This window comes from Peribacillus butanolivorans, from assembly GCF_001273755.1.
GTDB classification, from domain to species: Bacteria; Bacillota; Bacilli; order Bacillales; family DSM-1321; genus Peribacillus; species Peribacillus butanolivorans.
In genome coordinates this window covers 627,368-652,541 of record NZ_LGYA01000001.1, presented here as the reverse complement: position 1 = coordinate 652,541, position 25,174 = coordinate 627,368, and the positions used below count along the sequence as shown (strand labels likewise).

Sequence of the window (25,174 nt, the reverse complement as noted above, 5' to 3'; positions counted from 1 at the left end):
TTGAAAACGTCTGGGAACTACTTTTACGAGCTGCTAACGTTAATCAGCCCCACAGTTAATATATTTCGTTGCTGTATTGTATAGTATGTTCTGATTATTCTTTAGATTAAAATCTTTACATCAGTGTTTCAAAATCAGGCTTACATTGTTGATGATTTCACCGTTCAGTATAGTTCCAAATGGAATATTTACATGGATTAATATGAAATTTAGTTGTGACCTCGAGCTCACTTATGAAATCATCGTCCTCGAAGGATATACTCTGTTTTGTTGCAATTAACATTGGAGAAATAAACAAAGTTACCACATCTAGTCCATCTTATCACTTCAAGCTCATTGATTTTATGGTAAATGTTGTTAATTTTACTGAAACACTATTTTATATAAAAAGAAAAACACGGAAGATTTATTCGCCCGTGAATTCCGTAACCCCCCATGTTTGGTTATATGAATAGCCGTTGAAGTAAATATCCAAATCGTGAAACATTCGGTAATAATTATAACTCCATTCGTAATGTTGTTTACCGTCCTCTGTGAAACGCCTTATTTGTTACTATTTATTCAACAATAAAGAAGATCGATTCTTAACTATCACTAAGGGTTAACATAGCAACTTGTTCTTCACACTTAAAGAGCCTTGATGGTTTATGCTAAAGGGGGTACCATGTTGTTCATATTTCGTAGAGATCGTCTGGGGGGATAGTACATTCATTTGCTGTGGCAGCCTTTCTTATTCAAAACGGGGCAGGTTAATTAAACAAAAATACCAGAAATTATGTTAAAATTCAGAAGATATAAATGTCTCAATATTCGATTTATTAGGAGGGCAAAAAATGAGTGGGATTGCAAAAACTCTTCAACCACCCTATTATGCAGTGATCTTTTCTTCACAGCGAACGGAAGGTGACAATGGTTATGGAAAAATGTCAGACAAAATGGAAGAGTTAGCTTCTCAACAGCAGGGTTTCTTATGCATGGAAAGTGCTCGAGATGAGGGGCTAGGAATCACTGTGTCATACTGGGAATCTCTAGATGCAATAAAGAATTGGAAGGAACATTCAGCACATAAAGTTGCACAAGACAAAGGTAAAACAGAATGGTATAAAAATTTCGCAGTTAGAGTTTGTAAAGTGGAGCGAGATAACCTTTTCGAAATGTAATGATAAATAAATATTGTACATCTTTAGTTAACGGGGACTTTACCTCAATTAAGGAGGTTGCTGCAGCAACCTTTTTCTTATTCAACCAAAAAGGAAGAATCGCCTTACAAATAACGTCTTTTTTTGTTTTGAATCATTAAGAAAAAAATCAGCAGGATAATTAAGTAACTTGGACACAGAGAAATCAAGTCACTTCATCAGTGTGGCAAGTATTGAATTTTGAAACTAAACCAAAAAAACTGCCGATTACTCAGCAGTTTATTCTTCCTTATAAATACTTCCGATGAATACTTTTTCCATCATAGGAAAACAGGACTTCTTTTCCTTCCATGACCGATTCCATATGCACGGAACGTCCCCAGAGCTGATGGATATACGGCATGACTTTTTCAAGATATTTCAGGTCCAATTCAATACCCTCGTACCAATGTTTTAAGTAAAGTTCACCATTCCGCATGTAATCGCCGTCATTTACTGTGATATATGGGAATCCTCCGTTCACTCTCATACTGACGAGCTGATCGCGAACTTGCTCCCACGCTTTGTCGACAATTTTATAATCCTTGCCCTGCTTCTGGAATAAATACATATCCTCCCGCATAACCAGGTCTTTCGTCAAATAATTGCGCAGAAAGGAAATATCCGATTCAATTTCCCTGACTTCGAACATCTTTTCCCTACCGGATCCAGGCTTAACGCCAAGTCTTATCATTTCTTCAGTTGGATTATCATAGCGTTCTTCAATATCTTCAAGCACCTTCAACCCAAGGTAATAAGGGTTAATGCTGGTTCGTGATGGTTGAACAACACCTGCATTCAATTTGGCAAATTCAATTGCTTCACCTGAAGATAAATCCAATTCACGGATAATACGCTGATGCCAGTAGGATGCCCAGCCTTCGTTCATGATTTTCGTTTCGAGCTGTGGCCAGAAATACAGCATCTCTTCCCTGATCATTGTCATGATATCCCGCTGCCAGTCTGCTAAATCCCTACTGTACTGCTCAATGAAAAGCATAATATCTTTCTCAGGCCTCGGAGGAAATTTTTTCCGACCTTTCACGTTAGATTTCTTTGGCTTATCCTTACTATCAAGGTTCCATAAATCATCGTATTGAGTCGCTGCAGGCTTTATTTCCTCTTCTTCTTCCTCATCCTCCATCGTCCAGGCAAGCTTTGGTCTCATAAGTGACGGATCGATATGTTCTTCGATAGCCAAAAGGGCATCGAGGAATGTTTCTACTTCCTTTTTGCCATGCAGAATTTCATATTCTCGAATTCTTTCTGCCGTGGCTGACATACTTTCTACCATATCTCTCTTTGTATTATTGAAACGAACATTATTTTTAAAGAAATCACAATGCGCCAAAACGTGGGCAACAATCAATTTATTTTGCACAAGTGAATTGGAGTCAAGAAGAAAAGCATAACAAGGATTAGAGTTAATAACCAGTTCATAAATCTTACTTAATCCAAAATCATACTGTAGCTTCATTTTATGAAACTGCTTTCCAAAACTCCAATGAGAAAAACGAGTTGGCATCCCATATGCACCAAATGTATAAATAATTTCTGAAGGACAAATTTCATAACGCATTGGGTAAAAATCCAACCCGAACCCAGTTGCTATTTCTGTAATCTCACTAATGGCATATTCCAGAGCCTTTTGCTCCGCTCCATTCATCCGATATCCCCCTTGTCTTCCGCCTTTATCCTAATGTATGAAAAAAAGGCGGAAAAATGCCGTTAACACGTTTAAAGGTTCATCGTTAATAGAAAAAAACATCTCCATAAAGCGAAGATGTTAGGAATATATTTAGAAATAAACTCTATTTTCATTATCAATGTTATTTAATTCAGGGAACGATATTGTATCAGTTAAATCCCCTTCACTTTTAATACTTCACGAAGTCTGCATTTACTGCTCTTTTTTTCGATTTTGAGCGAACCCAAGAAATAATAAGCGCTGCTATAATGACAAAACCTAAATATCCTGTAACTGGGTATACGGTTCCAACCAATTTAATGAATCCTACGAAACTAGCGAGGAAAGCCAGAATCCCTACAACAATTACTGAAATTTTGAAGATTTTTGTTTCGGATGGAACAAATCTAGCAGTAAAAGCATAAAGCATTCCAACTGAAGTATTATAAATCATTCCTAAAAGGATGACTGATAGAATATAACCCAACCATGGAGAAATTTGATTGGCTAATAAAAGAGTGGGCATTCCTGCACCTTCAATACCTTTTAAATCAGACATCATTCCCATATTGATCAAGAATAATAAGATTCCTAAACCGATTCCACCTAAAATACCGCCCATACCTGCCTCTTTCTTATTCTTAAACGTACCACCCATTACGGCTAACATAGCAATTCCAGCAGCCATGTTATAGGAAACATACAGTAATGAACCCATAATCCAATTTCCAGTTGCTGCTGTTTCTTTACTAGAGGAAGAAATGATCTCATTAAAACTAAGATCAGATGTAAAGAATGAGTAACCCGAAATAATAATCATGATGACAAATAAAAATGGTGTGACTGCACTAATGATAGACATTATTTTATTAACATTAAGTAAGAGAGTTCCAATGGTAAGTACTGTCATCACTACAGCTCCTACTACACTTGGAATGCCAAATTGTTCTTCAAAAATAGTACCAGAACCTGCAATCATAATGACAGTTACACCAAATAAGAAAAACGTGATCATAACATCAACCACTCTACCTAAATAACGACCACAAATATGATCGATTATACTTTTATGAGAGCGTGTTTGAAGGGCACAGCCCAAATGTGTAACCTGCATACCTAGAAAAGCAAATAATACAGTTGCTACTACAATTCCCAATACACTGTAGATTCCAAAGCTCGTAAAGAATTGCAATACTTCTTGTCCTGAAGCAAATCCTGCTCCGATGATAATTCCAATATATGCACCTGCAAGATTTACACTGTTTTTCATATGAATTCCACCTTAATTAAATGATTATTCTGACAATTTTGCGTGCACGAAACATTTCTCCATTCAATTCTACCCGTTTTTTTCATTAATAACTTTCCAGCTTCAGCGTTTTTACGATAAGGTTTTTCACATCGCTCGCGAAGCTGGAATACTAAAACTGCTTAATTACTCATTTGGTATATCTTTTACTATAAGAAGTAAATTCATCGACAGTTGCGTAATCGACTTTAAAGCCAATACCAGCCGTCTTTGGAACAATAATGACTCCATCTTCCACTGTAACCTCGGGTTGAATGATGTCTTTATGCCAATAATTTGCCGATGCTGCCGTATCACCAGGCATTGTGAAATTATCAAGTGTTGTTAATGCGATATTATGGGCACGTCCGATACCTGATTCCAACATGCCACCACACCAAACCGGTACATTTCGTTCTTTACATAAATCATGAATTTTCTTTGCTTCCGTTAAGCCGCCTACTCTTCCGATTTTAATATTGATGATTTTGCAACTTCCCAACTCAAGAGCTTTTCGTGCATCTTCCACGGAGTGTATGCTTTCATCCAAGCAAATCGGTGTTTTGATTTGCGCTTGTAATGTCGCATGATCCACAATATCATCAGATGACAAAGGCTGCTCAATCATCATTAAATCAAATTGATCGAGTTGTTTCAGTAATTCGATATCTTTCAAACGATAGGCTGAGTTTGCATCTGCCATAATCGGTACATCAGGATATTGCTTGCGTACTTCCCTGATTACATCTACATCCCAACCTGGTTGAATTTTGATTTTGATTCTTTTATAACCATCTTTCAAGCCGTTTTCAATTTTCTTAAGTAAATCAGCTACTGTTTCTTGTATTCCAATACTTATGCCTACATCAATTTTATCCAGTTCTCCGCCTAAAGCTGTACTTAATGGGATATTCTTTTCTTTTGCGTATAAATCCCAGATAGCTCCCTCGATTGCCGATTTTGCCATATTATTTTTACGAATATGTGAGAACATTTCCGATACCTCACTCGGATGTTCTAATTCTTTATCCAACACAAGCGGGATCAGGAAATCTTCCAGCATAGTCCAATTGGTTTTAATTGTTTCTTCGTTATACCAAGGAGCTCCAAACGCGACTGATTCTCCCCAACCTGAAAGTCCCTCTTCATTTTTCACTTCCACTAGGATAAACTCTTTATCTACAAATGTTCCAAAACTAGTTGTAAATGGAGCAGTCAAATCCATATTCAAATGACGTAAACGCACTTCTTTTATTTTCATCTCTATTCTCCTCTTATTCTGTTTTTTTTAATAAGTAGTTTTGGATGTTTTCACCTTGTTTTCGTTCAATTCCTACTACAACATACCCTTTGGAAAAAAGCGTTTGGAATAGTTCACTTGTTTTTACACGCCAATCAATTGCAAGGGAAAGGTTTTCTTTTTTTATTTTTTGAATTTCCGTTGGAATGGGTATAGCCACGACTTCCGCAGTTGTTTCCAAACTATAATCTTCGATGAACGGAAAGCCTTGCTTATTCATTTCCGTCGTTACGATATGCGTCGCTTTATCAGTAAGTTGCTCATCACTCTCAGTTTCTTGCTCTAAATTCCATTCCACCATGAAACGATCAGTGGACAGTCCTTCATTAAGTGCGCCTTTAAGCTCCCCATAACAATCTTCCATATATGTACGGCAAACTGCTTTTAGTTTACCGATATTCAAGTTTGCATTCACACTCTCCAATGGATCATATGTCCAGGTAATTAAATGATAGCCTTTTTTGAGTGCTTCTTCTTTTTGTGCCAATTTAAGTAATCTACCGTATCCCTTCTTTTGATGGTCCGGATGGATAGCTAACAAATGTGAGCAAAGAAAAACCTTTCCATCCTTAAATCCCGGGAAACTGTATTGAAAACCTACTAATTGATTATTGATGTAACCACCTAAAATAATGCCACCATTTTTGACTGCTGTAAGCGTTTGATGGGTAGGGACACAATCCATGCCCCATACGAGAATTTCAAGTTGCTGCACTTCTTGTAAATCTTCTAGAGTAGATAAAGATTTAATGATTAATTCATTTGTCATATCGTCGTTCCCCCTCACCATATTTTTCAAAAGTAAGAATGATCGCTTTCGTTAGAATTTCAATTCCGGATAGCAAAGCTTCTTTATTGAATGTCATATTCGGATGATGTAGACCTGGTGTCAAATCACAGCCTAACCCAAGCATCGTCGCTTTGATTTCTGGTTTTTTTAATGTATAAAAATGAAAATCTTCTCCTCCAGTTGTAATAACTGGAGCTACTAAATTTTCTTTCCCTAGAGTATCAGCAATTGCTTCAGCCATTATTTCTTGAGCTTGGTTGTTCACAATTGCAGCAGCTACATTAGCTCCCGACTCCAGATTAATTTCAACTCCATTTGCGACAGCCAAAGCTTCTGCAACTTTTTCCACTCTTTTAGTAAGGTCTTTCATTACTTCATTATCCTGAGCTCTTAAATCCAATGAAAATGTAGCTTTCCCTGGAATGATATTGGAACTTTCGCCACCTGCAAAAAACTGTGTCATTTTTGCTGAAAAAGGTATGGATGGATTGAGATGGATATTGTTTAACAATGTAACGAATGATGCTCCTATTTCAATAGCATTTTGCCCTTGGTGCGGTCTAGCTCCATGTGCATCTGTCCCTACTATTTCTCCTTTAATAAACTGTGCAGCTCCATGAACAATTGCTGGTGCCGCCTGTCCATCTTTCACTTCCTCCGCTGGTCTTAAGTGCACACCATAAAGAAAATCAACATCATCCACTACTTTTTCGTCAATCATCTTTAATGCACCCGTACCTTTTTCTTCAGCAGGTTGAAAAATGAATTTCAGTTTTCCTTTGGGTTGAAAGTTCATTTCCTTCAATACCAGGAAAACTCCAAGAGCCAAAGTCATATGCCCATCGTGTCCACAGGAATGATTGGCCTGAAACGACCCATGCACTTCTTGCCAAAGTGCATCAATATCTGATCGTAATCCGACAGTGAAACTTCCATTCCCGATTTCTCCAATTACGCCCGTACAATCTTTAAATTTTTTCACAGAGCACTGATTTTCTTTTAAAACATTCGAAATGAATGCTGTAGTATTCACTTCATTCCAACTTGTTTCAGGATGAGAGTGTAAATGGTCAAATATTTCGATAATACGAGGTCTTAATTTTTCAATTGATTGTGTTATATCCATTTCTTTCTCCCCTTTTTTCTGTTAAAAGAAAAAATCATCATCTTGATTGAACGCATCATACATAGCCTTTCTTTCTTTAAATCCCTGCGCGTCTTTAATCGATACACCTGCTACTAAACTATTTAATAATGAGAATAGAACAGGTGCAGTATCGATAGTGGAAGTTCTAGGTGCTGAAATGGGCAATAAAACGTCCGTAAAGTCCGCAATTGGAGCCAATTCAGAATCGGTAACTCCGATTACAAATGCACCCGCTTGTTTTGCCATTTCCGTAATTTTCACAGTTTCTTTCACATAACGATGAAATGAGATTGCTACAAAAACAGAATTTTCAGTTATTTTGTTTAGTTGTAAAAAAATGTCATCTGTATCCGGTCTATATAAATGGACTTCTTCCCTTACAAGTCTAAGCGTAAAAGTTAACCAATGCGCCGCTGAAAATGATAAACGATGTCCGGAAATTAATACTTGGTCGGCTGCCGCCAATTTATCGACTGATTTTGTAAAATCATCATTAGATAGATTTTTTATTGTTTTTTCGATACTGACGATATCTTTCTGCATTACTTGTGCCATGAAGTTTGGCTGATTCGCAACTTCTAGTTTAGAAGAATGATATTCATTCAGGCTACTCTCGAATATTAATTGATTACGAATAAGTTTTTGAAGTTCCGCAAATCCACTTAACCCTAACGAATAACAAAAGCGAATGATGGTTGTTTCACTCACCCCTATATCCTTCCCTAACTTTTGAGCTGAGCTGACTGCAAATGTATGTGAATGAACTAACAAGTAATTTGCTACCTTTTTTTGGCCAGTAGATAATCCAGGGAATACCTCTTTAACTTTTTGCTGCAAATCCATAAAACCTTCCCCTTACAGACAAAATATGAATCCAAAACTTTTTTTATTACTATATGAAGTTTTCACTTCATTTATAATAGAGAATATTTTATCATGGGCATTTTAATAAAACAACAATATTCAGAATTTTTAATAAAAAAACCTTAATAAATATTAAACATTAGTCAAAAAAAACCACGAAGATTCTTCGTGGTTTTCTTTACCTCTTATTTTTTATGACGCTTTGCATAGCCACATCGTTTACATAGTTCTTCGACTGCACATCTTCTCGAAAAACCATCAAACATATTTTTAGCCCGTTCACCATTTATAATTTCTTCAAGAGATGATTCAAATATATTCCCCAGTGGAATTTTCCCTTCACTATCCAAACAGCAAGGAACAACTGTACCGTCCACTAAGATACCTAACTGGTCTCTTAGAGCATAACAGAAAATATTCTCATCGATAATGTCGCGGTCCAATTCTGGCCATTCAAATTTTTCAGCCATATTTATATAAACACGGTCCTTCAGTTTAATATTATTCTTATCCTGAAGAGCTTCACTTAATCGAATATCCAACGAAAGCTTCTCCTCCAACATACTGAGAATATCATCGTTTAGACCATTACTCGCCTTAAGCTCATCCGTATCCATATTCCATAATCGAATTGCGCAGATCATTTCACTTGTTTCGTTTGCCTCATTAATAAAGTCGGCAATATTACTCACATATGAGTCTAGACTATTACTCGTATCATTCGCTTCAAAGCTATGAAGTGAAATATTCACCTGACGAAGTGCTTTTTTGGAAAGCAGCTTTTCTTTTACCTTTTGAATCAAAGTACCATTCGTTGTTATATTCACTTTCAGATCATGTTCGGCACTAATATCCAAGAACGTTCCTAAATCTTTATTTAAAAATGGTTCACCCATCAGGTGAAAATAAATATGATCGGTGTGTGGTTTGATTTTCTCAATAACATGAGTAAAACCATCCGGATCCATAAACTTCAATGTCCTCTGCAAGCTAGAACTAGGACAAAAATTACATTTCAAGTTACATATATTCGTAATTTCTACATAAACTTTCTTAAACTTTCTCATTATAAAATACCCCTAAAGTCATGCTATATTGTCAATCTGATTCTAACTATACGTGTTAGCGGCTCATAAATGCAATGAAAAGTTAATTGTAGCGGTACAAAGGGTGAAATTAAAATCACAATTATGTAAACTTATTATATATTTGATTTCATTTACCAATTACCCTTTCATTCAAGGTTCCAAAAATCCCCTGATTGAGTCAATCATGGCTTAATTTCCTCATTTCACTTCCTCATCACCTATAGATCTTTTGTATTTTTTATAAATCAACAGATAGATCTGATTTTAGTTTCAGGCCATGATTCCACTAAGGTCATATTCCAGAGCCTTATGCTCTGCACTTTTATCCCTAGTCTTCCATCTTTTTCCTAATGTGGGAAGGCGGAAAAGTTCGTGATTAATTGTTCATCGTTAATAGAAAAAACATCCTCAAAAACCGAAGATGTTAAATAATACTAAAATATATTGGAGTAAATTTACTTTTCCTTCTGTTCTGTGACCTTTAAACTAAGTAATTTTTCATTGGTAAGATCATGTTGGACTGCCACAGTGACTTTGAATTTATTGCCTTTCTCCACGACTAAGAAACTAAAATCGTCTTCCACCTGATTTTTCCCTATTGTTTTTCTTCCCTTATATTCATAATCAGTAATCTCAACTTCAGGGTAATCGGCCTGTACGACGGCGATTGCAATCTTTCCGTATTTTTCGTAATCTGGTTTTTGGGCATGTGTTGATATGGAACCAAATTGTAAAATTACAAGAAGTCCTAAAATCATCATGATGACTTTTTTCAAAACCATTTCCTCCTCATACATCCTGTTAGTTTTATTATGTTAAATTGTTCATTTGTTATGCAGCTTGTTCGCTTCTTTTACAAGCATAATCCCAACTAACCGGTTCCGTTTCCATTCCTCAGGAAATACAGAAAATGGGGGATTGGTTTCATCCACCAAATAACTAAGTTCAATTGTCATTCCCGGGCGCTTGAACTCGGTTATGAACCAATCCGTAAATCCGCTGCCTACCGCCTCCTTTTCCGGAAAGGTCAGTTCATAACCTGTTAATTCTGCTGTTTTTTTCGCAATGCCATAATCCCTCGCCATATTCTCTCTCTTATTTTGATAATGCCAGAAAATTTCTCGGCCGGATGTATGATAGGACACCGCAATTGTGGGATCAACTTTCTTCGTAAAATCCGCAAGCGCTTTTACCTCTGTAGCTTCTAGTGGTTGTTCCCCTTTATAAAATTGATAAGTAGGTTTTTTTGCATCACTCATTACTTCTTCCCACCCAATCGGATATTGCCTGTTTAAATCAATCCCTTTTGCGTTGGCCTTCCACCGCGACCAATTCGTACTATATCTATTCATTCTCCAGACCCCTGCTTTTTCAAGGAAATTCAAATTTGATAAATCTCCTTGTTGAATGCTGACTCCATCAGGATTCAGCATCGGGATAAACCAGATGCTCACTTCATCCAATAAACCTGAAGGAAACCCGCCTATTGGCTTGCCCGCTTGATAGGCTGCTGCATAGTCTTTTAGCATAGTAATCAACAGGATAGAGCTTAGCCATTCTCGCCCATGATGTGAGCCTACTAGTAAGATGGATTTTTTCCCTTTCCCTAACTTGACTGCTTTTATATATTTTCCTTTTTCCGTTTTTCCAATTTTTTGGACTTCAAATTTATACTGATCCTGAATTTCTTGTAGGTCCTTTTCCATTTGTCCAGGTGAATACACCTGTTCTGCGCGTGGTGCTTCAGGAAAAAAAAGAAGACCAATCAATACTATTAAGATTATCTTTTTCATGTTCTCACCTTTTATTTTTATTCAGGTAAAAAGCAACAACCGCGGCCCGTATACATCGCCACTTATTGTAAGTAAATGTTCTACCCAATCTGAACAAAATACAAATAGCTCCTAAGGAGGAGAACTACATGAAAATTGCGGATTATGATCAGGCTTTGTTTCACACACACCGCTCTGATTGGGACAGCCTGTTAGTATTAATGGTTCGTACGAAAGATCACTTTCTTTCGAAAAAAATAGAACATTTTTTACACGCCTATCGGTTTGAGCATGATTATCAAATTATTCAATCTCAACTGTATGCACTGCTTCGTTATTTGGATCATGCGGCAGAAAAGACAAGTGATTATTTAAGTGAACTCCCAAGCTAAAATCAACAATAGTTTTTGCAAAACGGGAAAATATATACAAGAAGATTAATTTCATGAGGATTTAACTGTGGCTGGTGAAAACCTAAAAAACAAGGGTCAGGTATTTTTATACCTGACCCTCATCCATTATTTTTTCATTGTTGCATAAGCAGTTGCATACATTTTAAGTTCTTCAATTAAGGCCTCGACAAGTAACGCAGGCTCTTCAGTTAAACCGTCATTCTCATAATCGAAGCAATGCGGATCAAGCACTAATTGTTTTGAAATCACATTTGCATATAGGCTGCGGCCCACTGTTCTCATAGAATTTAACGCATTAATCCCACCTTTACCACCGCCTGATACAGCTAGTAAAGCAACTGGTTTGTGTGTAAATTGATCACTGCTTAGAAAATCCAATGCATTTTTCAAAGCACCACTCATCGAACCATGATATTCCGGAGATGTCAAAATCACTCCATCCGCTTCTTCAATACTTTTACGAAAATCTTGAATTACATTCAATTGATATTGCTCACCTTCACCTGAATATAAAGGAATCTCACTGTTACTTAAATCGATTAGTTCTGCTCCATATTGCTTGGAAATGAAGCGAGAGGCAATCCCTGTACGCCCTTGTTTACGTGGTGATCCATTAATGATGACTAATTTCATGTATAATACTCCTCCATTGTTTCTATTTGAATATTTCACCCATGTTACTCTCTTTTTCAGTATATCAAAACCCGCTAAAAATTTCCTTGAATTAGAGACATTTATTCCACTAAACGTATTCCAACTTCATCTAAAAAACAACTTTACGCAAAAAAACGAAGGACCTGAAGCCCTTCGTATACATTCATCTGTTTATCACTTTAGACTAATGCTTCAATTTTCACCATAAAGTCTGCTATAACAGCTGATAATTTAGCTTCTGATTCCGCCATCGTCTTGCCTTGGACACCGAAATAAAATTTAATTTTCGGTTCTGTACCTGAAGGACGAAGGCATACCCATGTCCCATCTTTAAGGAAGTATTTCAATACGTTTGATTTCGGAAGCTCAATTAGCTCTTCACTATTTGAAGTTAGTGAATGCTTTTTGCTGCTCTGATAGTCTTCCTCGACGACTACTTGGATGCCTGCGATTTGCGTTGGCGGGTTCTGACGGAATTGATCCAATATTCCTTGAATCTGTTTCGCTCCCTCAATTCCTTTTAACGTTAATGAACGCAACCCTTCCAGATAGAAGCCATATTTTTCAAAGACGTTCAATAAACCTTCATAAAGAGTCAATCCCTGCTTTTTGTAATAAGCACAGACTTCGACAGCAAGCACTGCTGCTTGAATAGCATCTTTATCACGAGCAAAATCCTTAATTAAATATCCGTAGCTTTCTTCATACCCGAACAAAAAGCTGTGTTCGCCACTTTTATTATATTGATTTATTTTCTCAGCAATGAATTTAAATCCGGTAAGTACATCCATCGTCTTTAAGCCATAGGACTCTGCAATTGTCCGCCCGATTTCTGAAGTCACAATGGTTTTTAAGACAATTCCATTTTTAGGTATCGTACCTTTTTCTTTTTTCTGAGCTAGTAAATAATCTAGAAAAAGCGCACCTGTTTGATTTCCAGTCAGAACGACATATTTGCCCGATTTGTTCTTCACGGCAATACCAAGTCGGTCGGCATCTGGGTCTGTCGCAATTAATAAGTCCGCTTCGACTTTATTTCCAAGCTCGATGGCCAATTCAAATGCTGCAGGTTCCTCCGGATTTGGAGATTTGACCGTTGAAAAGTCTGGATCCGGTAATTCCTGTTCCTTAACGATATGGACGTTTTGATAACCTAAGCTCTGCAGGGCACGACGGACTGATTTATTTGCCGTTCCATGAAGTGGGGTAAAGACTAGTGATACATCTATTTCCTCAGCAAGCTGTGGATTTTCAGGAACTGTGAGCAACTCTATATTATAAGCTGCATCCAGTTCTTCCCCGATTATTTCTATAAGCCCTTGCTCTTTAAGATCTTTAGCATCTTTAATTTGTATTTCAAGTTCATTTTCAATGGCATTCACGTAGCTAATCACTTGGTCAGCAGCTTCCGGAGGTAACTGTGCTCCATCTGATCCATAAACCTTGTAACCATTATATTCAGGTGGATTATGACTCGCTGTGATGACAATTCCAGCAAATGCATTTAGCTTGCGAACAGCAAATGACAATTCTGGAGTTGGGCGTAATTCATCGAATAAATAAGCCTTTACGCCAAATGTAGCCAAGGTTTTAGCTGCTTCGAGTGCAAATTCCGGAGACTTATGTCTTGAATCATAAGCAATGACAGCACCTCTTCCTTTTGCCTCTTCCCCGAACGTTGAAATATATTGAGCCAATCCAGCCGTAGCCTTTCTTACAGTGTAAATATTCATTCGGTTGGTTCCTGCTCCAATTTCTCCACGCATACCGCCTGTTCCAAATTCTAAATTCTTATAAAAGGCATCTTCGAGTTTAGCTTCATCCTGTTGCATTTCCTCAAGTAGGACACGTAATTCCCCATTTAAATTCTGATATCCTGCCCAAGTGGTGTATACTGATTTCCAGTCCATCTCTGACATCCCCTCTCAACGACCTTTTTTTAAAAAACTCTTATGTATCTGCTTCTATAACAAAATTATCACATTTTTCCCAATAAATGAAGTAAGGCTCGTAATAAAAAAAGCCACATCGAGCGTGGCTTTTTCATCACGAGCTACTTTATATCTTTATTTTTCACCTTTTTGATAATGTAGTTTGTAAATATCATGGCGTCTATCTTTTAATTGTCTTACGGTACCCGATTGTCGCTCACGTCTTAATATTTCTAAATCAACATCGCCAATCAGAACCATCTCAAGATTCGGGCTCGTTTCCCCAACAATCCCGTCACGTGCAAATTCAAAATCCGACGGGGCGAAAATCCCTGATTGTGCATATTGAATATCCATATTTTCCGTTTGCGGCAGATTCCCGACAGTCCCAGAAATAACCGTATAAATTTGGTTTTCCACTGCACGGGCCTGAGCACAATAGCGAACACGCAGATAACCTTGTCGGTCTTCCGTACAAAATGGCGTAAAAATAATCTTAGCTCCCATATCAGTCGCAATCCGAGCAAGTTCCGGGAACTCAATATCATAACAAATTTGAATGGCGATCTTTCCACAGTCTGTATCAAAGACGCGTACACGGTCACCAGCATTGATGCCCCACCATTTTCTTTCATTCGGTGTAATATGAATTTTATATTGCTTTTCAATCGTCCCATCACGGCGGAATAAATAGGCTATATTATAGATATTATCATCGTCTTCTTTAACGAAATGAGAACCGCCAATTATATTGACGTTATACCTTACAGCTAAAGTGGTAAACAATTCAATATACTGTTCCGTGAAATCCGACAGTTTCCGTACTGCCAAGCTTGGTGATCTTTCATTTAAGAAAGACATCAGCTGGGTCGTGAACAATTCCGGGAATACGGCGAAATCCGCATTAGCATCCGAAGCAACGTCGGTGAAATACTCGACTTGGTTAGCGAAGTCTTCGAATGAATCGATTTTACGCAACATGTATTGCACGACGCAGATACGTACCGGTTCAGATGTTTTATAATAACGTTTTGTTTTCGGCTGATAATCAACGTTATTCCACTCCATGAGTGTAGCATATTTATTGGATTGCAAATCATCAGGCAAATAATTAGGATTTATCCTCATGAGCGTGAAGCCATTTAAAAGCTGGAACGATAGAACCGGATCATATATTTTATGTAATTGCACTTCTTTCACATATTCTCTAGGTAGCAATTCCTCCGCATGTTTATGGTAATTAGGAATCCTGCCGCCAATAATGATGCTTTTTAAGTTCAAATGGGCAACAAGTTCTTTTCTTGAATCATATAGTCTTTGACCAATTTTCATCCTGCGGAATTTAGGATGGACCATGACCTCGATTCCATATAAATTATAACCGTCCGGATTATGATTCGTGATGTATCCATTATCGGTTACATCATCCCATGTATGGCGATCATCATATTCGTCAAAATTAATAATGAGGCTAGAACATGATCCAATCACTTTTCCATCATATTCAGCTACAAATTGTCCTTCTGGAAAAATTTCCAGATGACTTTCAAGCTGATCGCGCTTCCATGGATCCATTCCAGGAAAGCAACTAGATTGTAAAGCAATTATTTCATCAATGTCCCCTAGCCTCATGTTACGTATTTCCATTATTTTTTCATATTTATGCAGGTCCAAATTAGGCATTTTCCTCAAACTCCTTTAATCTCTTCCATAAGAATTATACCCCTTATTCAAAAATTAAAACAACTGAACCTTCTCCAACCTATTCAATACTTCCTAGATAAAGTATGACTTTTCTTCCTTTCGGAAGCATATAGATAACATCTTTATTTTTTATTACCTTTCTTACTGCCAATTCACGTACTGGGTAGCCTTATCGTACCATCATTACTCCTGTTAAATTATGTTTAATTACCTATTATCTGTTAAGCTAACAGCCACTCTTTTAAAGTTTTTAATTCTTCCCGCGACCAAATCTATTCTGTACCCCCATAAAAAGAATATATATTTTACAGACCGCATCCATACATACTATAATTTTTATAAGAGAAAAAAGAGATGGGGAAGAGGATCGATGAACAATACAAAACGCAGCGGGGAGAATATATTATTTGTAGCCTGGGCTGCTTCCATCATTGCTATGCTTGGAAGTTTATATTTTTCTGAGATTAAGCAATATGAACCATGTATGCTTTGTTGGTATCAGCGGATTATCATGTATCCTTTTACAATCATTTTAGGAATTGCAATCATTCGAAAAGATTATTGGATCAGCTTCTATAGCATGATATTATCTGCAATTGGAGCATTTATTTCAACTTATCATTATTTAATACAAAAGGTATCATTTTTTTCCGAACATACCCTAGCATGCGGAAGGGTTCCCTGTACAGGACAATATATTAACGTTTTTGGTTTTATTACCATCCCGTTTCTAGCTTTAGCTGCATTTGTCATTATTTTCATATGCAGTTACATCGTATGGACAAGATCCAAGGAGGTTGCAGCTTAATGAAGAAAATGGTTATATTTTTAGTGATAATCGTCGCGCTTTTTGTCATTCTAGGCGTTTTGACAAACTTAAAAAAAGAAGAAAAATCAAAAGGAAATCCGTATGGCAAAGAGCATCTTAAATCCGCCACCGTCGATCAATTGGATGACCCAAATTATCAAAATCTGATCCTTCCCGAAGAATTAGAGAATGACCTTCAAGATAAAGAAGAAATGACTGTTTATTTTTATAGCCCTACGTGCTCTCACTGTCAAAAAACTACACCTATCGTAGCTCCGTTGGCTGAAGAAATGGGTATCGATCTCGTTCAATACAATTTATTGGAGTTTGAACAAGGCTGGAGCGATTATGGCATCAAAAGCACACCGACAATTGTTCACTTTAAAAACGGAAAAGAACAAGAACGTATAGTTGGCTATAACGAAGAACAAACCTTCAAAAAATGGTTTGAGGACAATGATATTAATTAAGGATAGAAAAAAAATGAGTCGGCTATAACGGGAAAAGTATTTCCGTTATAGCCGGCTCATTTTTAATGTTTTATACTAAATATTGATTCGCCACCTGAATATCCATCATTTGCATATCTTTACTTGCTTCATGGTTTATACGTGTAAAATGGTCATAATAAAAAGGGAAAAAGATTCCGCATTCATTCAATAGAGTAATGTTATGTTGAAATAATTCTCCAAATTTAGATTCAATTATAAAAGAATCCTCTATCTTCTTTTTGTCTAGAATGGACAAGAGGACTTGAAGGCATGCCATTACTTGAAATGCGTCTCTTAGTGTTGCAAAGTAGGTAAATGTACTTTTATTCGGCTGCAAAACGCCTATCTCTCGAAAATGAATAATTTCATTTTCTGTGAAGTATTTAGGAAATACAGATTTGTAGAAACGTGCAACGAGACTCGCAATTTCTTGCTCTTGTTCTTCGGTTGAAGAAAAGACCGTCTTCACTAAAAAAACCACCTTTTTTAGATCCATTAGACCTATCTAATAGTATGTATATTCTAGGACAAGCGATTTCTTTCCCTCTAGAATAACATAAATATTGTAAAAAAAACGTGGTAATTTTCGCCACTGAATTCTAAACAATAGGTCTAATGTTACTAATTTTACTTTTATTCGTAATCATTATATATTTTTTTCAATTAATTACAATCATATAAGTCGAAAGTAGGAATTATATTGGGACATTTTCATATAACAAACCAAATATTATCAATTGAAGTACTTCAAAGTTGGAATGGATTAACATTAGATAAGCTTTTTAAGGACCACTGGAAGGCGCCAAAGAAATTGGTGCATGAGTGGAGAATGAGTAAAGAAGTAAAATTGAACGGAAATACTGTTTCATGGACAACTACTCTATCCGAAGGCGATACGATTAGCATTCCTTTAATGAATGCTGAAAATGAAACCGTTAAAGCTGTAGATTTAGGGATTTCTATCTTATATGAAGATGACTTATTATTGATTGCCAATAAACCGGCAGGAATGGATACCCACCCTTCTCAACCCGGCGATACACATACGCTCATCAATGGTGTAGCGTACCACCTTCATAACACCTGCCAAACCTGTATGATTAAGCATATTCATAGGCTTGATAAAAATACCACCGGAGCCGTTCTTTTTGCCAAAGATCGCCTCACTGGGTCTATGTTGGATAGAATGCTGGAAGAAAGAAAAATCAAACGAACATATGTCGCTTTAGTTGAAGGAATCATCCAAAAGAATGAAGGTAAAATCAACGAAAAAATTGGTAGAGACCGCCATCATGCTACTAGACGAAGGGTTTCACCTACTGGCCAGGTGGCTGTTACCCATTTCCAAGTGCTTAAGCGGGATTCGAAGAAAAACTTAACGCTTGTGAGTTGCACTTTGGAAAGCGGCCGCACCCACCAAATCAGGGTGCACTTTAGCCACTTAAATCATCCCTTGGCTGGTGATACCTTGTACGGCGGAAAAAATACCTTTCCACGGCAAGCCCTTCATGCTCGAAAAATTGAATTTATCCATCCAATTTCCGAAGAAAAAATGATAATAGAAGCACCTTTCTTAGATAAGTCCGGGATATTTGAGACTCTCTAATATACAAAAAAAGCTGACTCCAGATAAGTAGGAGTCAGTTTTTTTAAAATTTTATCATTATAAGCAGCCGTTTCTAAAGCTGTATAGTAAGGATTATGAATCAAAAAAACAAGCTGGCCTCTTGAGCCAGCTTTTATTGTGATATTTAAGAAGCTTTTCTCATGCCTTTTAAAATCAAGCTTAATATGAAGACAAATACGATTGCTCCAATTAATGCAGGAATAATAGCGAAATCTGCTACTGAAGGTCCCCAGTTCCCAAGAATTAATGAACCTAACCATGCACCAACAAAACCAGCGATGATGTTACCAATGATACCAAATGGTACGTCACGTCCTACTATCATACCTGCTAACCAACCGATAATACCTCCGATAATTAATGACCATAAAAATCCCATAATATATTTCCTCCTTAAGTAGTTGTATTTTTATACCAGACAGTATATTTTCCTGTTCTACAGCAGACTCCAAGAAATCTCATCACTTCCAAATATTCATGCCCTGTTCAATTCATTAACCTTTACACTCAAATGGTATGATGCCGATTATGCACAATATCTAATGAATGTGAATGCTTTAGTTAGTGGGAAAAGTTAGCTAGCTATTGACCCTGAGGAACTGATTGGACACTCCTCAATGTTAGTGTGTTTTTCTTTTTGTTTGCCGCTGTACTCATTATTTTCCCCGTTAAAATAATCTAAAACCTCATTTTTTTTAAAAATATTTGGTAAAGAAAAAATGATTATTAGACTTATGAAAAGGGTATACACTATGCTGCACTTTTGTCACATTCATATTATAAGCAGTATCTAGCTCAAATATGTTATAACGAAAAAAAGATGCCCCGAAATTACTGGGACACCCTCATATCATTTTCAGTTCTCTTTAAAGTCTATATCATCAATCATTAAAACAAAATTTCATCCGGATTGCTTCCAAATCGTTCATTTTTGTTTAAGGCATCAATTTGATTCATTTCGTTAAGACTCAATGAAAAGTCAAACACTTGTGCATTTTCCTCGATACGGGACGGCGTAATCGATTTAGGGATAACGACAATTTCATGTTGGAGATGCCATCTAATTAATACTTGAGCAGAGCTTTTTCCATGCTTCTTTGCAATATGATTGATAGTCGGTTCTTCTATTAAGCTCCCCCTACCTAGCGGGCTCCATGCTTCTACCTTGATATCATGCTTTTCGCAGTAATCACGAATTTCAACTTGAGTCAAAAGTGGATGTAATTCTATTTGGTTTACGACAGGTTTTATTTCACTGTTCGCTAATAATTTTTCTAAATGGTGGACATGGAAATTACTTACACCGATTGATTTCACTTTTCCTTCATTGTAAAGCTTCTCTAACGCCTTCCACGTTTCCAGGTATTTGTCTTTTCCTGGCCAGTGAATTAAGTATAAATCTAAATATTCCAAACCAAGGCGTTTCAAACTATCATCAAATGCCTGAAGGGTCGTTTCATACCCTTGATCAGTATTCCACACTTTAGATGTGATGAACAATTCTTCACGCGATATTCCGCTTTCTCTAATAGCCTGTCCTACACCTTCTTCATTTTCATAAACGGCAGCCGTATCAATTGAACGGTATCCTACTTCGATTGCTTTCTTGACAGACTCAACCGTTTCACTGCCATTTTTCACTTTAAATACACCGAAACCTACCTGCGGCATTTTTACTCCATTATGTAAAGTAATCGTTTCCTCTATACTTGATATCATTTGCCAATCCCCCTTACCTTTTATTTACCAACTATATCATCGTCCTACCTTTTATTTCTAACCATAAGCCTCGGAATTTAAAGGTTTATTAAATGACTCCACAAACATTTTATCCAAAATTTTCAATTTAAAGTGAAAATTTATCATTTAATCCTTCATTAAGTTAAATATTTTGTAAAAAAATGACGAAATATCTATGCTAATAGATAAGAAATTAGTTACAATTGAATAGTCCGTCCGTAAACCAAGAAAAAGAAGAAGGTGCCATCTTTAAAGAATAATCAAACGTAAAACTTCCATTCTAATAATGTGGAGTTGCAAAGTTGTCCAACGCCCATTCATTGGTCACTATCTAAATTTTCTCATTACATACTTGAATATTAAGGGAGTCTTCCATGTATGAATACTATATTCATCTTAACCGCGCTAATTATTATCTTTGCTTTGATCTTTGACTTTATCAATGGATTTCATGATACAGCCAATGCTATTGCAACAGCCGTATCAACTAAGGCGCTTAAACCACGTCATGCGATCATTTTGGCTGCGGTCATGAATTTATTAGGAGCGCTGACATTCACTGGTGTAGCACATACCATTACGAAGGATATTGTTGATCCTTTCACATTAAACAATGGCTCATATGTAATCCTCGCTGCTCTACTTTCTGCAATAACATGGAATTTAATCACATGGTATTTTGGTATTCCAAGCAGTTCTTCCCATGCTATTATTGGTTCTATAGCGGGAGCTGCCATTGTGGCTGGAGGTTTCGATACGATTAAATGGAGTGGATTCACCAAAATCGTCCAAGCATTAATTTTATCTCCGATTCTTGCCTTTACACTTGGATTTATTGTGTACAGCATCTTTAAGGTAATTTTCAAAAATAATAATTTAGGAAAGACTAACAAGCGATTCAGGAGAATACAAATTCTTACAGCTGCCATTCAGTCTTATACACACGGAACAAATGATGCTCAAAAATCCATGGGTATCATCACTATGGCTTTAATGGCTAACGGATATGCCTCTAGCTCTGATGTCCCCTTTTGGGTGCAATTATCGTGCGCAATCGCAATGGCGCTTGGTACCTCAATCGGTGGTTGGAAGATCATTAAAACGGTGGGCGGTAAGATCATGAAAATACGTCCAGTAAATGGGGTCGCTGCCGATATGACCGGTGCAGCGATAATTTTCGGTGCTACATTCCTGCATATGCCGGTCAGTACGACACATGTCATCTCATCATCTATACTTGGGGTAGGTTCTGCACACCGTATCAAAGGTGTAAAATGGGGAACAGCTAAAAGTATGTTAATCACTTGGTTCATAACCTTGCCGATTTCTGCTTCTTTAGCAGGATTGATTTATTATCTAATTGCTTTATTTTTATAAAACCTTAAGCCTTTCCATATCGGAAAGGTTTTTTCTACTGATTTAGTCCTTTTAAGTGTAATTGATTCCCTTTTTTTACTTATCCTTGTTTTCGATTGTAAAGTTTTATTAAGATTTTGTAAATTTTCGTCGAAAAACCTTTCCTGATACCACATGAATTCGTTACAATCAACTTGTTAATACTAAGCGTATAATAATTTTACGTAAAATTTGCATGACTAATTGGGAGGCTTAACATGGCTTTTAAATCTAAAAAAGACAAATTCGCAGTAATGCTTTTTAACATCGCTCAAAACCTTAAAGAAGGTGCTGACTATTTCGCGGATTATAAACTGAAGAATATCTCCGATCTAAAAGTATTTTCAGATACTATGAAAGATTATGAGCATAAAGGCGATTCAATGGTTCATAACGTAATTAAAGAACTAAACAATGCCTTCATCACTCCTATCGAACGTGAGGATATCCTAGAATTAACCATGAGAATGGATGATGTCATAGACGGTTTGGAACACTGCGCCGCATTATTCGAAATGTACTCCATCGTCAATGCTGATGAGTATATGCTTAAATTTGTGGATGCAATTAAAGAGTGTACGTATGAGATTGAAATAGCTGTCGATACACTTTCCACAAAAAAATTACCAATGATTCGTGAAAATGCAATTAAAATTAAAGACCTTGAATCTGTTTGTGACGGAATCCAACGTCAATCAATCAAAAACTTGTTTACGGTTGAAAAGGATCCAATCAGAATCATTCAATATAAAGAAATATACGAAAGCCTTGAAGAGATCGCTGATCACTGTCAAGCTGTGGCCAATACACTTGAAACAATCATAATGAAAAACGCCTAAGGAGTACCCCCATAAATGGATACTTTATTAATTTTAACTATATTAATCGTTTTCTTTGCTTTAGCATTTGACTTCATCAATGGTTTCCATGATACAGCAAATGCAATTGCTACAGCTGTTTCAACAAAGGCCATGAAACCTCGGCATGCCATTGTCATGGCAGCCATCATGAACTTCGTCGGAGCTATGACGTTTACAGGCGTAGCGAAGACCATAACTAAGGATATTGTGGATCCGTTCACGCTTCCAAATGGTTCATATGTAATCTTGGCAGCTTTACTTGCCGCTATTATATGGAACCTCCTTACATGGTATTACGGGATACCAAGCAGTTCATCCCACGCATTGATTGGTTCGATTGCAGGTGCCGCCATTGCAGCAGCTGGTTTCGCCGGTATTAAATGGGAAGGATTTTTGAAAATTCTTCAAGCTTTGATTTTCTCCCCTATAATTGCTTTTGTAATTGGATTTATCGTATACAGCATCTTTAAAGTTATATTTAAAAATAATAACCTGACAAAAACAAACCAGAGATTCCGTACTATACAGATTGCAACTGCAGCTCTACAATCGTATACCCACGGAACGAATGACGCCCAAAAAGCCATGGGGATCATTACAATGGCCCTTATTGCAAACGGGTATGCAACAAGTACTGACATCCCCTTCTGGGTTCAATTTTCCTGTGCGTTAGCAATGGGACTTGGGACTTCTGTTGGCGGATGGAAAATCATTAAAACCGTTGGCGGCAAGATTATGAAGATCCGCCCTGTCAATGGTGTTGCTGCGGATTTAACAGGAGCCTTAATCATTTTTGGCGCGACCGTGATACACATGCCAGTTAGTACAACACATGTTATTTCTTCTTCGATTCTTGGAGTTGGTTCAGCCCACCGTGTTAAGGGCGTAAAATGGGGAACGGCAAGAAGAATGATTGTTACCTGGTTCATTACCATTCCTATCTCAGCAACATTAGCAGGTTTGCTTTACCTATTGATTAATTTCCTATTCTAAAATAAAAAAATCCCTTCCGGTTTCCATCGGTAGGGATTTTCTGTTTCTCCCGTAAAAAACATGGATATAATTCTATGCTAAATCATGAATAATCGTTTAAAATTTAAAGTAAAAGGAATCTTTTAAGCGAGGGGCAAAATAATAATGAAGGAATTCACAAATAGAGATATTTTTAAAGACCTTTATGGAGATATGATGGAGTTTGCGGATAGAATCAGTTCCGTCTTAGGCTGTCCCATTACAATTGAGGACGGAAACCATCGCCTGCTTGCTTATAGTACGCATGATGATACAACCGACCAAGCACGCATCATGACCATTATCGGAAGGCGCGTTCCTGAAAAAGTCATCAACAGCTTATGGAAAGATGGGTTTATCCCGGCTTTATTGAAAGAGGACGTTCCTATTAAAATTGGGGCTATCAATGATGTCGGTCTCGGTAATCGAGCGGCAGTCTCTATTAGGAAAAATAATGAAGTCCTTGGCTTCATTTGGGCCTTGGAAGTGAATCAACCTTTCTCCGAAGAAGATATGGACTTTCTTCAATTTGCTGCAAAAGAAGCGAAAAACCAGTTGCAGCAATTACAATTAAAAAAGAAAAGGAAAGAAGCAGGTCATCAGGAGTTTCTTTGGCGTATGTTAACTGGACATTATCAAGAAGAATCAGAAATAATAGAAAATTTCACGAAGTTTTCTATCCAAGTTCCTGTTGTTTTTTCCATATTAGTATTCGAATTCCCTAAAGAGATCAATCGCGAAGTAGAACGCTACATTTCCTATATGTTAACGACTACTCAAAAGATAAACAGGTTCTTATTTGCCATTGACCATAACAAGCTCATTCTTTTTGCGGGATCAGACCAAGAAAATTGCCCTTCTTTTACCACATCCATTTATGATTTCATTCCTTTCTTCATATTAGAAATGAAACGGCGTTTTGGCGTTGAACATATCCTTGGTACTTCAGGTAATATGTATAAAAACTTAATGGATGTAAAATCAAGCTATGAAGAAGCTCAATATACCTTAAAAATGAAAAATATTTTTCCTCATGATATGAAGCTTATTTTACATTATGAAGAGCTAGGCATGTTTCAAATGATTGAAACTCTTGCAAACAACAAACAACGTCACGCTCATCCTTCTATTTTGAAGCTAAGAGCTTATGACTTGAAAAACCAAACAGAATTACTGCAAACACTTACTGTCTATTTAGAGAAAGACTGCAATCCAAATGAAGCTTCAAGAAATCTTCATATCCATGTGAATACCTTAAATTACCGTTTAAAACGGATTACAGAAGTAGGAAATATTCGTTTAAAAGATCCGATTCAAAAAATGTCTCTATTTCTAGATATAAAACTTTATGAATTTGACAAATTTCACAAGAAAAATTGAAATATTCCATCAACATATGGAAAAAACAAATAAATGGAAAGGTTGG

At 36.8% G+C, this 25,174-nt stretch carries 24 protein-coding genes; 9 read left to right on the top strand and 15 right to left on the bottom strand.

What is annotated here, in order from left to right; genetic code table 11:
- Positions 1-833: 833 nt before the first annotated feature.
- Positions 834-1,160, top strand: a complete 327-nt coding sequence (locus AKG34_RS03120) for an antibiotic biosynthesis monooxygenase family protein (RefSeq protein WP_053344735.1) — start codon at positions 834-836, stop codon at positions 1,158-1,160.
- A gap of 268 nt (positions 1,161-1,428) precedes the next feature.
- Here the strand turns inward: AKG34_RS03120 and AKG34_RS03115 are convergent, their stop codons facing one another.
- The 9 genes from AKG34_RS03115 to AKG34_RS03075 form a co-directional block, all read right to left on the bottom strand.
- Positions 1,429-2,844, bottom strand: a complete 1,416-nt coding sequence (locus tag AKG34_RS03115) for a SpoVR family protein (protein ID WP_053344734.1) — start codon at positions 2,842-2,844, stop codon at positions 1,429-1,431.
- A gap of 211 nt (positions 2,845-3,055) precedes the next feature.
- Positions 3,056-4,135, bottom strand: a complete 1,080-nt coding sequence (locus tag AKG34_RS03110; protein ID WP_053344733.1) for a YkvI family membrane protein — start codon at positions 4,133-4,135, stop codon at positions 3,056-3,058.
- 169 nt (positions 4,136-4,304) lie between these two features.
- Complete coding sequence (menC, locus tag AKG34_RS03105; RefSeq protein WP_053344732.1) at positions 4,305-5,414, bottom strand: o-succinylbenzoate synthase; 1,110 nt, start codon at positions 5,412-5,414, stop codon at positions 4,305-4,307.
- Positions 5,415-5,427: 13 nt separating this feature from the next.
- Positions 5,428-6,222: a GNAT family N-acetyltransferase gene (locus AKG34_RS03100; protein ID WP_053344731.1), complete on the bottom strand. Its 795-nt coding sequence runs from the start codon at positions 6,220-6,222 to the stop codon at positions 5,428-5,430.
- The gene (locus AKG34_RS03095) at positions 6,212-7,369 is read right to left on the bottom strand and encodes a M20 peptidase aminoacylase family protein (protein WP_180320452.1); all 1,158 of its coding nucleotides are present in this window, start codon (positions 7,367-7,369) and stop codon (positions 6,212-6,214) included. The genes AKG34_RS03100 and AKG34_RS03095 overlap by 11 nt, the downstream gene beginning before the upstream one ends.
- 21 nt (positions 7,370-7,390) lie before the next feature.
- Entirely contained in the window at positions 7,391-8,233 is an 843-nt protein-coding gene (locus tag AKG34_RS03090) for a MurR/RpiR family transcriptional regulator (RefSeq protein WP_053344730.1), read from the bottom strand.
- A gap of 206 nt (positions 8,234-8,439) precedes the next feature.
- A complete protein-coding gene (locus AKG34_RS03085) occupies positions 8,440-9,321 on the bottom strand; it encodes a radical SAM/SPASM domain-containing protein (protein ID WP_053344729.1) in 882 nt (293 codons plus the stop codon).
- A gap of 476 nt (positions 9,322-9,797) precedes the next feature.
- The gene (locus AKG34_RS03080; RefSeq protein WP_053344728.1) at positions 9,798-10,118 is read right to left on the bottom strand and encodes a DUF3889 domain-containing protein; all 321 of its coding nucleotides are present in this window, start codon (positions 10,116-10,118) and stop codon (positions 9,798-9,800) included.
- A gap of 48 nt (positions 10,119-10,166) precedes the next feature.
- Complete coding sequence (locus AKG34_RS03075) at positions 10,167-11,135, bottom strand: M14 family zinc carboxypeptidase (RefSeq protein WP_053344727.1); 969 nt, start codon at positions 11,133-11,135, stop codon at positions 10,167-10,169.
- A 128-nt stretch (positions 11,136-11,263) separates the two neighbouring features.
- On the opposite strand from AKG34_RS03075, the gene AKG34_RS03070 reads away from it, so the two are divergent.
- Positions 11,264-11,506 carry a YhdB family protein gene (locus tag AKG34_RS03070; RefSeq protein WP_053344726.1) on the top strand — a complete coding sequence of 81 codons (243 nt, stop codon included), beginning with the start codon at positions 11,264-11,266 and terminating at the stop codon, positions 11,504-11,506.
- 126 nt (positions 11,507-11,632) lie between these two features.
- Here the strand turns inward: AKG34_RS03070 and AKG34_RS03065 are convergent, their stop codons facing one another.
- The 3 genes from AKG34_RS03065 to AKG34_RS03050 form a co-directional block, all read right to left on the bottom strand.
- The gene (locus tag AKG34_RS03065; RefSeq protein WP_053344725.1) at positions 11,633-12,160 is read right to left on the bottom strand and encodes an NADPH-dependent FMN reductase; all 528 of its coding nucleotides are present in this window, start codon (positions 12,158-12,160) and stop codon (positions 11,633-11,635) included.
- A gap of 200 nt (positions 12,161-12,360) precedes the next feature.
- Positions 12,361-14,091 carry a phospho-sugar mutase gene (locus AKG34_RS03055; RefSeq protein ID WP_053344723.1) on the bottom strand — a complete coding sequence of 577 codons (1,731 nt, stop codon included), beginning with the start codon at positions 14,089-14,091 and terminating at the stop codon, positions 12,361-12,363.
- A gap of 156 nt (positions 14,092-14,247) precedes the next feature.
- Positions 14,248-15,795, bottom strand: coding sequence for a bifunctional GNAT family N-acetyltransferase/carbon-nitrogen hydrolase family protein (locus AKG34_RS03050; protein ID WP_053344722.1), 1,548 nt, complete (start codon positions 15,793-15,795; stop codon positions 14,248-14,250).
- Between the two features lie 391 nt (positions 15,796-16,186).
- Between AKG34_RS03050 and AKG34_RS03045 the strand changes: the two genes are divergently transcribed.
- The gene (locus tag AKG34_RS03045; protein ID WP_053344721.1) at positions 16,187-16,624 is read left to right on the top strand and encodes a disulfide oxidoreductase; all 438 of its coding nucleotides are present in this window, start codon (positions 16,187-16,189) and stop codon (positions 16,622-16,624) included.
- Positions 16,624-17,094, top strand: coding sequence for a thioredoxin family protein (locus tag AKG34_RS03040; protein WP_053344720.1), 471 nt, complete (start codon positions 16,624-16,626; stop codon positions 17,092-17,094). Before AKG34_RS03045 ends, AKG34_RS03040 begins: the two co-directional genes overlap by 1 nt.
- Before the next feature lie 70 nt (positions 17,095-17,164).
- Here the strand turns inward: AKG34_RS03040 and AKG34_RS03035 are convergent, their stop codons facing one another.
- Positions 17,165-17,584, bottom strand: coding sequence for a DUF5365 family protein (locus AKG34_RS03035; RefSeq protein ID WP_053344719.1), 420 nt, complete (start codon positions 17,582-17,584; stop codon positions 17,165-17,167).
- Positions 17,585-17,815: 231 nt separating this feature from the next.
- Here AKG34_RS03035 and AKG34_RS03030 point away from each other — a divergent pair, with 231 nt between their 5' ends.
- Positions 17,816-18,721: an RluA family pseudouridine synthase gene (locus AKG34_RS03030; protein ID WP_236694865.1), complete on the top strand. Its 906-nt coding sequence runs from the start codon at positions 17,816-17,818 to the stop codon at positions 18,719-18,721.
- Between the two features lie 145 nt (positions 18,722-18,866).
- Here AKG34_RS03030 and AKG34_RS03025 read toward each other — a convergent pair whose 3' ends face one another.
- A complete protein-coding gene (locus AKG34_RS03025; protein ID WP_170946860.1) occupies positions 18,867-19,121 on the bottom strand; it encodes a GlsB/YeaQ/YmgE family stress response membrane protein in 255 nt (84 codons plus the stop codon).
- A 509-nt stretch (positions 19,122-19,630) separates the two neighbouring features.
- Positions 19,631-20,461: an aldo/keto reductase gene (locus AKG34_RS03020; protein ID WP_053344718.1), complete on the bottom strand. Its 831-nt coding sequence runs from the start codon at positions 20,459-20,461 to the stop codon at positions 19,631-19,633.
- A gap of 399 nt (positions 20,462-20,860) precedes the next feature.
- On the opposite strand from AKG34_RS03020, the gene AKG34_RS03015 reads away from it, so the two are divergent.
- From AKG34_RS03015 to AKG34_RS03000, 4 genes are all read left to right on the top strand, one after another.
- The gene (locus AKG34_RS03015; RefSeq protein WP_053344717.1) at positions 20,861-21,859 is read left to right on the top strand and encodes an inorganic phosphate transporter; all 999 of its coding nucleotides are present in this window, start codon (positions 20,861-20,863) and stop codon (positions 21,857-21,859) included.
- A 236-nt stretch (positions 21,860-22,095) separates the two neighbouring features.
- Positions 22,096-22,716: a DUF47 domain-containing protein gene (locus AKG34_RS03010; RefSeq protein ID WP_053344716.1), complete on the top strand. Its 621-nt coding sequence runs from the start codon at positions 22,096-22,098 to the stop codon at positions 22,714-22,716.
- A gap of 15 nt (positions 22,717-22,731) precedes the next feature.
- On the top strand, positions 22,732-23,730 hold the full coding sequence (locus AKG34_RS03005) for an inorganic phosphate transporter (protein ID WP_053344715.1): 999 nt from the start codon (positions 22,732-22,734) through the stop codon (positions 23,728-23,730).
- A gap of 144 nt (positions 23,731-23,874) precedes the next feature.
- Positions 23,875-25,128 carry a PucR family transcriptional regulator gene (locus AKG34_RS03000; protein ID WP_053344714.1) on the top strand — a complete coding sequence of 418 codons (1,254 nt, stop codon included), beginning with the start codon at positions 23,875-23,877 and terminating at the stop codon, positions 25,126-25,128.
- Positions 25,129-25,174 lie beyond the last annotated feature (46 nt).